We start from the raw sequence: 12,078 nt of genomic DNA on the forward strand, positions 1-12,078 counted from the left end.
TCGGCTTAATTCTAACAAAATATTAACAATGAAGCGTGCACTTTTGTTCTAAACTTAGGCGACGCCAAAAGGCAGCCACACAATTGTGATGAATATCACATTTTTATCTCAAATGACCTTTAAAATTCCGGGCGCAGCCCCCATATGGAATTGGGCTCAAAGGGAAAGTGGGATAAATCAACCGCGCAAAGGCATGCTCCGGATTGATTTGTCGCAATGATTGACACGATTCCGCTTGACGCTGCGTAAGGTTTTTGTAATTTTACAGGCAACCTTTTATTCACTAACAAATAGCTGGTGGAATATATGACTATCAAAGTAGGTATCAACGGTTTTGGCCGTATCGGTCGCATTGTTTTCCGTGCTGCTCAGGAACGTTCTGACATCGAGATCGTTGCAATCAACGACCTGTTAGACGCTGACTACATGGCTTACATGCTGAAGTATGACTCCACTCACGGCCGTTTCAACGGTACCGTTGAAGTGAAAGACGGTCATCTGATCGTTAACGGTAAAAAAATCCGTGTTACCGCTGAGCGTGACCCGGCTAACCTGAAGTGGGACGAAGTGGGTGTTGACGTTGTTGCTGAAGCAACCGGTATCTTCCTGACCGACGAAACCGCTCGTAAGCACATCACCGCTGGCGCGAAAAAAGTCGTTCTGACTGGCCCGTCCAAAGACAACACTCCGATGTTTGTTAAAGGTGCTAACTTTGACAAATATGAAGGCCAGGACATCGTTTCCAACGCTTCCTGCACCACCAACTGCCTGGCTCCGCTGGCAAAAGTTATCAACGACAACTTCGGCATCATCGAAGGTCTGATGACTACTGTTCACGCCACTACCGCTACTCAGAAAACCGTTGATGGCCCGTCTCATAAAGACTGGCGCGGCGGCCGCGGCGCAGCTCAGAACATCATCCCGTCCTCTACCGGCGCTGCTAAAGCTGTAGGTAAAGTACTGCCAGAACTGAATGGCAAACTGACCGGTATGGCGTTCCGCGTTCCGACTCCGAACGTATCCGTTGTTGACCTGACCGTTCGTCTGGAAAAAGCTGCTTCTTATGAAGAAATTAAGAAAGCAATCAAAGCTGCTTCCGAAGGCGCAATGAAAGGCGTTCTGGGCTACACCGAAGACGACGTTGTCTCTACCGATTTCAACGGCGAAGTTTGCACTTCCGTATTCGATGCTAAAGCGGGTATCGCTCTGAACGACAACTTTGTGAAACTGGTTTCCTGGTACGATAACGAAACTGGTTACTCCAACAAGGTTCTGGACCTGATTGCTCACATCTCCAAATAAGTTGAGATGAGACCGTAATCTGTAAGAGCGACTCCGGTCGCTCTTTTTTTTGTCTAAAAATATACCCGTCATACTTCAAGTTACAGGTGTGTTGGCTACGCTCGCTCACCCGAATCACTTACTACGGTAAGCTCATCGGGATGAATCAGGGACATCCATGTCCCTGACCGAAGGCCATCTTCGGTTGTTCAAATTCGTTCCTGACGAATTTGTCGTTCACTTGCCACCTTCCTGCAACTCGAATTATTTAGGGTAAAAAGGATTGCGTAATGATTAATAAGATTTTTGCCCTCCCGGTTATCGAACAGCTTACCCCTGTCCTTTCCCGTCGCCAGCTTGATGACCTGGAACTGATCGTGGTTGATCATCCGCAGGTTAAAGCTTCCGTGGCTTTCCAGGGCGCTCACCTGCTCTCCTGGAAGCCCGCAGGCGAAGAAGAGGTCCTGTGGCTCAGCGGCAATACTCCATTCAAAAATGGCGTTGCCCTGCGCGGCGGCGTGCCGATTTGCTGGCCATGGTTTGGCCCATCAGCTCAGCAGGGTCTGCCGTCGCACGGTTTTGCCCGCAATCTGCCGTGGGCCCTGAAAGGCCACGATGAAGACGATAACGGCGTGGTGCTGACCTTTGAACTAAAAAGCAGCGATGCCACTCGCCAGTACTGGCCGCATGAGTTCACCCTGTTAGCGCGTTTCAAACTGGGTAAAACCTGCGAAATTGAGCTGGAAGCGCACGGCGAATTTGAAACCACTTCCGCCCTTCACACCTATTTCAACGTCGGTGACATTGCGGCAGTGAAGGTCAGCGGTCTGGGCGACCGTTATATTGATAAAGTGAAAAATGCCGAAGAAGGCGTATTAAGCAACGGCACTGAAACCTTCCCGGATCGTACCGACCGCGTCTATCTTAATGCAGAAACCTGCAGCGTCATTCACGATGATGCGCTCAGCCGCAACATCGATGTCGTCCATCATCACAACAGCAACGTGGTTGGCTGGAACCCGGGACCGGCCCTTTCCGTCAGCATGGGCGATATGCCCGATGATGGCTACAAGACCTTCGTTTGCGTAGAAACTTGCTGCGTAACCGAATCGCAGAAGGCCAGCGAAGAGAAACCTTCGCGCCTGGCGCAAACCATTCGCGTGGTGAAACGCTAACGCACTGAAGGAGCGCATACGGGTTAAAATCTTGTGCGCGTATTTCTGCCGGGCGGCGGCTGACGCTTTGCCCGGCCTGACGCACTGATTGCGATCGTATTCATGCCTGGTGGCAGCTCGCGACCGGAGCCCCGCAGAGTCGGGGCTTTTCTTTATACCCTATTCAGACCATATCCAGCGGTGTTTTTCTTCCCGGTGCCGGATAAGCTTTTTCCAGCAGCGCCCTCTCTTCAGCGGTCAGCTCGATGTCCAGCGCCGCAGCATTTTGCTCAACATGTTCGATACTCGATGCTTTCGGAATCGCCAGTACCCCCTGATGGCTGATAACCCACGCCAGAAGCACCTGCGCGGCGGTTACGCCCCGGGCCTGCGCAATATTTTTCACAACGGTATGATTTAAAAGTCCATTGCGCAGACGGCCGGCCTGGGCCAGCGGACAGTAGGCCATCACCGGCAGCCGCTGCTGCTGGCACCATGGCAACAAATCATGTTCAATACCGCGAGAAGCCAGGTGATAGAGTACCTGGTCAGTTGCGCACTGCTCGCCGCCGTCAACCTGCCAGAGTTCTTGCATATCAGCGTAATCAAGATTCGATACGCCCCAGCGACGAATTTTGCCCTGCGCAACGAGCGCTTCCATACCTGCCACCGTCTCCTGCAATGCGTAGTCGCCGCGCCAGTGCAGAAGGTAGAGATCGAGATAGTCGGTCTTCAGACGGCGCAGGCTGGCTTCGCAGGCGCTGGCTATTTTGCGACCGCCAGCGTTCCACGGATACACTTTAGACACCAGCACCACGCGCTCGCGCTGGCCGCGAATGGCTTCGCCGACAACCTCTTCGGCGCCGCCGTCAGCATACATTTCCGCCGTATCGATCGCCGTGAGCCCAAGATCGATGCCCGCGCGTAGTGCAGCAGACTCCTGAGTGCGCAGCGCCGGGTTTTCGCCCATGTACCAGGTCCCCTGCCCTATGACGGGAACCGCTGGATGCTCGCCAAAACTGATTGTCCTTTGTGCCATGACTACCTCCTGTCGTTTGATTGCACCACCGTAATGCAAAACAGGGCATTACGCCCTGTTTTGATGCACAAATTGCTCTGTAATAAAGCACTATCAGAAGGAGTAAGTGATCCCGGTTGAAATCAGACCGCTCCAGGATTTGTCCACCATCGGACTATCGGTGATTTCGTCAGACAAGCGGGTGTAGCGGGCCACGCCGTATACGCTCCAGTCGCCGAGGAAACGATAGTTTGCCGACAGCTCGAGGTACGGGTTCCAGCTGCTGTCCGGATCGTAGCTGCGCATGCCGCTGCGATTCGACTCATGTTTCGAAACACCATAGTAGTACTCGTTCTGATTATCGCTATTCCATTCAACGCCAATACCCGGCGTAAGCGTCAGGTTGCCGTTGGTGTAGCGATATAGCCAGGCCAGATCCCATACGATACCGTTGCTGTTATCCAGGGTGTCCCCTGACAGCGCGGTGCGCAGGAAACCGTACTGCGTATAGTGTTCGTACGCAAGTCCTGCCATCACCGTGGATTTACGTTTATCCAGACGGCGCATCTGCTCGCTATCGCTGTCGCCTGGCTTAAAGTACATCGGCGACCAGTAGGCGGTCACGGAAAGCTTATCGTTGGTATCATTCCACAGGTAAAGACCACCGCCTAAACCACGAAACCAGAAGTTATCGCTCTCGTAATTAATCACCGGCACCGGGTAAACATCAGCATCATACTGCTTGTACGGATGTTCAACGACGCCTACACCCGCCCCTAAAGTGAACTTCCCTTCAGCGTGTACGGCGGATGCTGAAGTCGCAATCAACACACCAAGTGCCAGAAGTTTGATTTTAGTCACGATCCATATTCCTGTTGTCAAATTATTAGCGCAGGCAGTTTAACGTTGTATACGTCATGCCTCAAATTCTTTACCAGTCATTACACTGAATTCACCAGATTCTCATCCTCAGATGACCATTCGCTGACAGCCGAATGACAGCGTCATGACGGCGTGAAACCAGAAGTGGAAATGAGAGGCTGCTTTTCTGGATGAGTTGTTGATAAGTCATTGAAATTGATTTTCCACGCCATGCAAGTTTTCCAAATGCATCTACGCTTTAATTTAGAAGAAGTAAATGCGGGGCACGTTATCCCGAGACTTCGCCAACCTGGCATAAGGGTTGCTGGAGAATCAGAGAGCGCTGTGCAGCTTACCTCTTCCGGGGGCTCCCACTATTCATATGAACGGCTCTCAACCTGTGCTAAAAACGAAAGGACGGCATGCCATGAATATATTCGATCACTATCGCCAGCGCTATGAAGCTGCCAAGGACGAAGAGTTCACACTGCAGGAGTTTCTTACCATCTGTCGGCAAGATCGCAGTGCTTATGCTAACGCAGCAGAAAGATTGCTGATGGCCATCGGTGAGCCGGTCATGGTCGATACGGCCCTGGAACCCAGGCTATCCCGTCTCTTTTCAAACCGGGTCGTTGCGCGCTATCCGGCATTTGAAGAGTTTTACGGTATGGAAGATGCCATCGAGCAAATTGTTTCTTACTTAAAGCACGCCGCTCAGGGGCTTGAAGAGAAGAAACAGATTCTGTATCTGCTGGGCCCTGTGGGCGGCGGTAAATCATCGCTTGCCGAACGCCTTAAGTCCTTAATGCAGCGCGTGCCTATCTATGTGCTTAGCGCAAACGGAGAGCGTAGCCCGGTCAACGACCATCCGCTATGTCTGTTTAACCCGCAAGAGGATGCGCAAATCCTCGAAAAAGAGTACGGCATTCCAAACCGCTATCTGGGAACAATTATGTCGCCGTGGGCGGCCAAGCGTCTGCAGGAATTCGGCGGCGACATTACTAAGTTCCGCGTGGTGAAAGTGTGGCCGTCAATCCTGGCGCAGATTGCCATCGCCAAAACCGAGCCCGGCGACGAAAACAACCAGGACATCTCGGCGCTGGTGGGTAAAGTGGATATCCGTAAACTGGAACACTATGCGCAGAACGATCCGGATGCCTACGGATATTCCGGCGCCCTGTGCCGCGCCAACCAGGGGCTGATGGAATTTGTAGAGATGTTTAAAGCGCCTATTAAGGTGCTGCATCCGCTGCTGACCGCGACGCAGGAAGGAAACTATAACGGTACTGAAGGGATCTCCGCCCTGCCGTTTAACGGGATTATCCTCGCCCACTCCAACGAATCGGAATGGGTTACCTTCCGCAATAACAAGAACAATGAGGCCTTCCTCGACCGCGTGTACATCGTCAAGGTGCCTTATTGCCTGCGCATCTCGGAAGAGATCCGCATCTATGAAAAACTGCTCAATAACAGCGAACTGACTCACGCGCCCTGCGCGCCGGGAACCCTGGAAACGCTGTCGCGCTTCTCGATTCTGTCGCGCCTGAAAGAGCCGGAAAACTCGAGCATCTATTCGAAAATGCGCGTCTATGACGGTGAAAGCCTGAAAGATACCGACCCGAAAGCGAAATCCTATCAGGAGTATCGCGATTATGCCGGCGTTGATGAAGGGATGAACGGCTTGTCTACCCGCTTCGCGTTCAAAATTCTGTCGCGGGTATTTAACTTTGATCACGCCGAAGTCGCCGCGAACCCGGTGCATCTGTTCTATGTCCTGGAGCAGCAAATTGAGCGTGAACAGTTCCCGCAGGAGCAGTCCGAACGTTACCTGGAGTTCCTCAAAGGTTATCTGATCCCGAAATACGCCGAATTTATCGGGAAAGAGATCCAGACCGCCTACCTTGAGTCCTACTCGGAGTACGGGCAGAACATTTTTGACCGCTATGTGACCTACGCCGATTTCTGGATTCAGGATCAGGAGTATCGCGACCCGGATACCGGCCAGCTGTTTGATCGCGAGTCGCTGAATGCGGAGCTGGAAAAAATCGAGAAGCCGGCCGGGATCAGTAATCCGAAAGACTTCCGCAACGAGATTGTCAACTTCGTGCTGCGCGCCAGAGCGCACAACAGCGGACGCAATCCAAACTGGACCAGCTACGAGAAACTGCGCACGGTTATTGAGAAGAAAATGTTCTCCAATACCGAAGAGCTGTTGCCGGTGATCTCGTTCAACACCAAAACGTCAACCGATGAGCAGAAAAAACACGATGACTTTGTCGACCGCATGATGGAGAAAGGCTATACCCGCAAGCAGGTTCGTCTGCTGTGCGAATGGTATCTGCGGGTACGTAAATCATCCTGATAGACCAGCCCGGCAGGCAACCGCTGCCGGGTGAATAATAACTGCGAAGACCCAATGACATTCAGCGCCAGGCACATTCCGGCGCTTGAATGGCCGGGGCATAGTTGGCAAATGCAGTACAGGAGGGCATATGACCTGGTTCATAGACCGACGCCTGAACGGGAAAAATAAAAGCGCCGTCAACCGGCAGCGCTTTCTGCGCCGCTACAAAGCGCAGATAAAGCAGTCGATCTCCGAGGCCATAAACAAGCGCTCGGTGACCGATATTCAGAGCGGAGAGTCCGTCTCCATCCCAACGGACGATATCAACGAACCGATGTTTCATCAGGGGCGCGGCGGCCTGCGCAATCGCGTTCATCCCGGTAACGATCACTTCGTGCAGAATGACCGTATTGAACGTCCTCAGGGCGGCGGAGGCGGTGGAGGAAGCGGTCAGGGGCAAGCCAGCGCCGATGGCGAAGGCCAGGATGAGTTTGTTTTTCAGATCTCGAAAGATGAGTATCTGGATCTGTTATTCGAAGATCTTGCCCTGCCGAATCTGAAGAGAAATCAGCATCGGCAGCTGACGGAATTCAAAACCCATCGCGCAGGCTACACCGCTAACGGGGTTCCCGCCAACATCAGCGTCGTTCGCTCGCTGCAAAACTCGCTGGCGCGGCGCACGGCGATGACCGCCGGTAAGCGCCGGGAGCTGCATGCTCTGGAAGAGGATCTGGAGAGTATTAGCAAAAGCGAACCGGCGCAGCTGCTGGAGGAGGAGCGGCTGCGCAAAGAGATTGCCGAGCTACGGGCGAAAATCGACCGCGTGCCGTTTATCGATACTTTCGATCTGCGCTACAAGAACTACGAAAAGCGGCCAGAGCCCTCAAGTCAGGCGGTGATGTTTTGCCTGATGGACGTCTCCGGCTCGATGGATCAGGCGACAAAGGATATGGCAAAACGTTTTTACATCCTGCTGTATCTGTTCCTCAGCCGGACCTATAAAAACGTTGATGTGGTTTATATCCGCCACCATACGCAGGCAAAAGAGGTCGACGAACACGAATTCTTTTATTCGCAGGAGACCGGCGGCACCATTGTCTCCAGCGCTCTGAAACTGATGGACGAAGTCGTTAAAGAGCGCTATGACCCGGCGCAGTGGAATATCTACGCCGCTCAGGCATCGGACGGCGATAACTGGGCGGACGATTCACCGCTGTGTCACGAGCTGCTGGCGAAGAAAATCCTGCCCGTGGTCCGCTACTACAGCTATATCGAGATAACCCGTCGTGCGCACCAGACGCTGTGGCGGGAGTATGAACACCTGCAGTCGACCTTTGAAAACTTTGCCATGCAGCATATTCGCGACCCGGAAGATATTTATCCGGTGTTCCGGGAACTGTTTCACAAGCAGACTTCCAAAATTGACACTTAGTTAAATAAAATCAGCCAGTTATATAAACTTCCTGGCTGATTTTCCCCTCTTTTGAGTATGTTTTATTTTCTTATTTAATCAATGATATGCCTTTCATTTTGGGGAAGCATTCTTCCTTTTTAAGCTTAACTTTACTCACATCAAATAGGGCTATCGTCCTGCCTCAAGTCGTTGATCGCGTGCGTTGCGACTCCGAGCACTTCTACCTCATCCATGGCATCACCTTCAATCGATTCTCCCTCAACTGTGATAAATGAACGGCCCATTAGCTTTGCAAACTGCAGTTCTCCTGCCGAACGTATAAGTAGAATACTCCCCTGCTTAACCTTCAGCGACAAGTCCAGAACGACATACCCACGGTCGGTGGGGATAATTCGCGAGTTTGCTCCGATATTGCACAGTGAGCTCACTGTTAACGTGGTTTCAATGTAATCCGCAGCCGGTGACGGGAATCCCATGATCTGCCCTCCAATAAATGCTGTTTGTATATACAGTAGTTTTATCGAAAGGGAAGATCAAGAGAGGTCGCGGCTATCAATTTTCTCGGCAGGTATAACACATTGATGGCGCAGGATCGATTACTGAAAAAGCGTTCGCTTTCTTCAATCCCACTCCTCACGACTTGCAATGTCATCAAAGCATCGGCCCAATGCCATGCGCTGGCTTACGCTAAAGTCTCCCCAAATCGCCATGACTTCCTCACTTACGTATTTCTTCCAGTCATGAGGAATGTTGGCATCCTTTTTTACCCATTCCGGGCATAAATAATTGTCTTCACTCATATCGTGATCCGTAAGCTATGGATAAAATTCCAGGTTCAAAGGAAACCAGACGTCGTGCTACGTTGAGGATCGATGATAGCATTGGAGGCATCTATGGATAAGGCGCATTTTTCAACGCTGCTGAGAATGAAAGAGATGAACATGCGTTTTGTGTCGCTCACATTCCATACCGACCAGCTCAGCGCTGTTCTTGTGATTCACATGGTTTGTGAAAAAATTTTAGAAACATGGATTGAGGCAAGCAGCCACAATAAGAATTTTTTTAATAATTCAGTTAGCTTAACCTTTAACAACAAGCTTATTATTGCAAAAAACTTCTCGTTTCCAAACGAGTGCTTTCAGTTTATGAAAAAACTCAACGCGATACGCAACAAGTTCGCCCATCAGATTGACAAAACAGAAATGACTGAAGAAGAGATAAATTCTCTTTATAATTCACTATCAGAATTTATTGCCAGAGAGCCTGAATTCGACCCTAAGACGTCATCAATTGAATCTCGCAAAAAAAGATACAAATACACTGACAATAATAACATAAAGCTACTATTGCTATTTACTGCCATGTATCTTTCGGTCATGTATTTCGCCGGATTACGTGAACTTTACATCCCTTTAGGAGAAAAGCCCTGAATACAGACCTAATAATAATTTCGACTTATTGTCGCTAATGCGAGCATTTTAATATTATCCCAAATGGAAGCAATGCCAGTATTAACCAAAGCACTTCACCGGGAAAGAATTTCTGCAAGCATGCACCAATTATAATAGCCAAAAAGAATTTTGCCGCTCTGCGTCCATTGTAAGAAATCGTCATGACCTCACATCAAATGAACCGCCACCTTTACGGGTGGCGGCACTCCTGTCAGATAAGCCCACGTTCCCGCAAAACTTCCTGACCTACAACAACCATTGCTTCACGCTGGGCCAGGGTAAATGCGCCGTCATACAGAGCTACAAAAGCGATATCGCCAGTCATGGAGGATGTCGTCACCCCTGTGGTAGCGCCTCCTATCATCAGTGGCTCAATCAAAGAGGCGTTTGGCGGAAATGTTGTACCGATACTTCCAACCTGGACACCCAGATCACTAAATTGAACTCTTACATTATTGTTTGCCGGATCGAATATTCCGGCTGCAACGTACCACTTATCCACCTCAGGCATAATCACACCGCCCTCATCTACAATAACAGTATTCCCGGATGGATAAATAACCGACATGTAGAGACCATTATTGAAGTAAAGGTTAAAACCGCCACCAGCGACACGATTGCTGATAATGTTCGTGTAGCGGCTCAGCGCAGATAATTTAAACGCGGTGATAAAAGACACTGCGCCCTGTCCTGATTTTGAAAAATCCGTTTTTGAAGGAAGAGCACCATCTTCATAATGAAGCCCCCAATCACGCACCTGCCCGCCCCCCGGGCTCACCGTATAGCCATGCCCGCTGTTATCCAGAGGATTGAGTAAATCAAAGCAGGCAAGCGTGGGTAGCGGCGACTGGCTTTCCAGTACAGAAGGCACGGTTACATAGTCGTGATTCCAGTCAGTGACGGAGATAATCTGATTGCAAAAAATACGCGTTCCGGACATGAGTTAATCCTTAAATATTGGGTGAGTGCGCTGTGGTGCCCCGGTTCTCGTTGCCAGTGCCGTTAAGTATGCCGCTGTAAGTCGCTCCGTTCATCGGGTCAAACCAGTCACAGCCTGTTGCTCTGACATTCGAGGCATCAAAATAGAGCGTGCCGGTGGAGTCCGGAATAAGCTGAATATCAGCCCCTGTCACGCGACAGCGGTTTCCCGTATTGCCGATGCTGTAGCGGGCGAGTAATCCGCCGTGAATGTCAAATTCTGCTTTTACCCCCGTCGCATTAATGATGGATGGATAGCAGTTACGCAGAGTGACTTTAGGTCGCCATGAATATTCACTGGTCCGGTATGTCGAGCCGTCCACTACCGTATCCCAGGCAGATGCCTCACCCGGCATATAGACTGTCGGGCTTGCGTTCTGAGCCACGACCGGATTATTGATGACGCTGACCACGTCCACGGCGATGATGTCGGCGTTGGTACCATTTGGGCGAAGCTTCACCCGACTGCCGAACGGGTTTTGCGCCATATCATCCCCGCAGCGGAAGACCGCCATCACCGCGTTTTTATCGTCCGGCACATGAATCGCCGTCATGTTCTCAACTTTTATCAGGCCCGGGAGGTACGTGCGATCGGCTGAGGTGTAGAGATTTTTAAGCGGCCGGCAGAATGAGAAGGCGAAATTATCCGGCAATATCGCCGACATCCCGTCCAGATCGAAAACGATGTTCCTGCCAATGACCGTATGCGGGTCTTTTGTGTCAATTCCGTAGTCGAAAGCCGTTCCGGCGTTCATGCGGACAACATCAAACGTAAAGGTGTTATTCCCACCCCAGTTGACCGTGCGATCAAATCTGACCACGAGTCCATCAATGGAAAGGTTACACTCGCAGTCTCCGGCATAATCTTCACGCATGTTGATGAAGTAGTTAAGGCGATCCTCCATTGTACCGCTCTGCGCTGTTGAGCCAGGGACAACGTCAAATTCAATGTTGCGCATTGAGAATACTCCGCCGCCCTGGAGATTCACCTGCTTTCCCTTGAAGCGGGTATTGTCGATAAACACGTCATATCCAAACGAGTGAAAATCGAACCGGTTCATGACGCTGCGATCGATAAAGAGGCGTTTCACACCGTGATGGCCCTGGAATCCCCAGCCATGCAGCCCGTAATAGGCGTCAACATGAACTTCAATACTGTTACGAAAACAGATGACGTAGGCCCCGTTATTCGCGTTTGGCATACATTCTGCCGTAGCGTTGCGCAGGCGGAGATCGCAGACACCATAAGAGCTGATGGCCACCCGTGACTCAATGTTGCCTGTCGCCCAGTTTTCCATTACCAGATCGCAAATGTTCACCTGCGACCGCTCAATAATCATGTTAACAAACCGGCGGTCAGCACCGGCCTCGAAGAATGTAGGCGGATAAAAGTTAAGCCAGGCGCTTTCTTTTGGCTGGATCCACGCTTCTGACACGGTACCTGCTGGCGTATTTTTCACAAACACGTCAGTTATCGCCCCGTTCCTTCCGATCCGGGTAAAATCCCGAAAATGAACGTGCTGACGGGGGTTGCCACGTCCGCCACTGCGGTACAGTTCGACGGCAGAAGATATATA

General features: G+C 51.0%; 10 protein-coding genes. 5 read left to right on the top strand and 5 right to left on the bottom strand.

Features of this window, described 5'->3' with window-relative positions; all coding sequences use genetic code 11:
• Positions 1 to 306: 306 nt before the first annotated feature.
• Both gapA and K2184_RS16570 read left to right on the top strand, forming a co-directional pair.
• Complete coding sequence (gapA, locus tag K2184_RS16565; protein WP_004101269.1) at positions 307 to 1,302, top strand: glyceraldehyde-3-phosphate dehydrogenase; 996 nt, start codon at positions 307 to 309, stop codon at positions 1,300 to 1,302.
• A gap of 269 nt (positions 1,303 to 1,571) precedes the next feature.
• Positions 1,572 to 2,456, top strand: coding sequence for a D-hexose-6-phosphate mutarotase (locus K2184_RS16570; protein ID WP_004112268.1), 885 nt, complete (start codon positions 1,572 to 1,574; stop codon positions 2,454 to 2,456).
• Positions 2,457 to 2,619: 163 nt separating this feature from the next.
• Here the strand turns inward: K2184_RS16570 and K2184_RS16575 are convergent, their stop codons facing one another.
• The gene (locus K2184_RS16575; RefSeq protein WP_004101265.1) at positions 2,620 to 3,474 is read right to left on the bottom strand and encodes an aldo/keto reductase; all 855 of its coding nucleotides are present in this window, start codon (positions 3,472 to 3,474) and stop codon (positions 2,620 to 2,622) included.
• Between the two features lie 93 nt (positions 3,475 to 3,567).
• Complete coding sequence (locus K2184_RS16580; RefSeq protein ID WP_004101263.1) at positions 3,568 to 4,314, bottom strand: MipA/OmpV family protein; 747 nt, start codon at positions 4,312 to 4,314, stop codon at positions 3,568 to 3,570.
• 427 nt (positions 4,315 to 4,741) lie between these two features.
• Here K2184_RS16580 and yeaG point away from each other — a divergent pair, with 427 nt between their 5' ends.
• Positions 4,742 to 6,676, top strand: a complete 1,935-nt coding sequence (gene yeaG, locus K2184_RS16585; protein ID WP_004101257.1) for a protein kinase YeaG — start codon at positions 4,742 to 4,744, stop codon at positions 6,674 to 6,676.
• A gap of 130 nt (positions 6,677 to 6,806) precedes the next feature.
• Positions 6,807 to 8,090 carry a YeaH/YhbH family protein gene (locus tag K2184_RS16590; protein ID WP_064374391.1) on the top strand — a complete coding sequence of 428 codons (1,284 nt, stop codon included), beginning with the start codon at positions 6,807 to 6,809 and terminating at the stop codon, positions 8,088 to 8,090.
• Positions 8,091 to 8,230: 140 nt separating this feature from the next.
• Here K2184_RS16590 and K2184_RS16595 read toward each other — a convergent pair whose 3' ends face one another.
• A complete protein-coding gene (locus K2184_RS16595; protein WP_064374392.1) occupies positions 8,231 to 8,548 on the bottom strand; it encodes a hypothetical protein in 318 nt (105 codons plus the stop codon).
• A 144-nt stretch (positions 8,549 to 8,692) separates the two neighbouring features.
• Positions 8,693 to 8,872, bottom strand: a complete 180-nt coding sequence (locus K2184_RS16600) for a hypothetical protein (RefSeq protein WP_064353157.1) — start codon at positions 8,870 to 8,872, stop codon at positions 8,693 to 8,695.
• Positions 8,873 to 8,965: 93 nt separating this feature from the next.
• Here K2184_RS16600 and K2184_RS16605 point away from each other — a divergent pair, with 93 nt between their 5' ends.
• A complete protein-coding gene (locus K2184_RS16605) occupies positions 8,966 to 9,502 on the top strand; it encodes a hypothetical protein (RefSeq protein ID WP_177942926.1) in 537 nt (178 codons plus the stop codon).
• A 232-nt stretch (positions 9,503 to 9,734) separates the two neighbouring features.
• Here K2184_RS16605 and K2184_RS16610 read toward each other — a convergent pair whose 3' ends face one another.
• Positions 9,735 to 10,463 (bottom strand): LamG-like jellyroll fold domain-containing protein, encoded by a 729-nt coding sequence (locus tag K2184_RS16610; RefSeq protein WP_181334827.1) that lies wholly within the window; start codon positions 10,461 to 10,463, stop codon positions 9,735 to 9,737.
• Between the last annotated feature and the right edge of the window lie 1,615 nt (positions 10,464 to 12,078).

It is taken from the genome of Klebsiella sp. K5-306 (assembly GCF_051835185.1).
GTDB lineage: Bacteria > Pseudomonadota > Gammaproteobacteria > Enterobacterales > Enterobacteriaceae > Klebsiella > Klebsiella oxytoca.

Excerpts from the sequence above, each read along its gene's own strand:
- gapA (WP_004101269.1), top strand. The coding sequence starts at position 307 with ATGACTATCAAAGTAGGTATCAACGGTTTTGGCCGTATCGGTCGCATT.
- K2184_RS16570 (WP_004112268.1), top strand. The coding sequence starts at position 1,572 with ATGATTAATAAGATTTTTGCCCTCCCGGTTATCGAACAGCTTACCCCT.
- K2184_RS16575 (WP_004101265.1), bottom strand. The coding sequence starts at position 3,474 with ATGGCACAAAGGACAATCAGTTTTGGCGAGCATCCAGCGGTTCCCGTC.
- yeaG (WP_004101257.1), top strand. The coding sequence starts at position 4,742 with ATGAATATATTCGATCACTATCGCCAGCGCTATGAAGCTGCCAAGGAC.
- K2184_RS16590 (WP_064374391.1), top strand. The coding sequence starts at position 6,807 with ATGACCTGGTTCATAGACCGACGCCTGAACGGGAAAAATAAAAGCGCC.
- K2184_RS16595 (WP_064374392.1), bottom strand. The coding sequence starts at position 8,548 with ATGGGATTCCCGTCACCGGCTGCGGATTACATTGAAACCACGTTAACA.
- K2184_RS16600 (WP_064353157.1), bottom strand. The coding sequence starts at position 8,872 with ATGAGTGAAGACAATTATTTATGCCCGGAATGGGTAAAAAAGGATGCC.
- K2184_RS16605 (WP_177942926.1), top strand. The coding sequence starts at position 8,966 with ATGGATAAGGCGCATTTTTCAACGCTGCTGAGAATGAAAGAGATGAAC.
- K2184_RS16610 (WP_181334827.1), bottom strand. The coding sequence starts at position 10,463 with ATGTCCGGAACGCGTATTTTTTGCAATCAGATTATCTCCGTCACTGAC.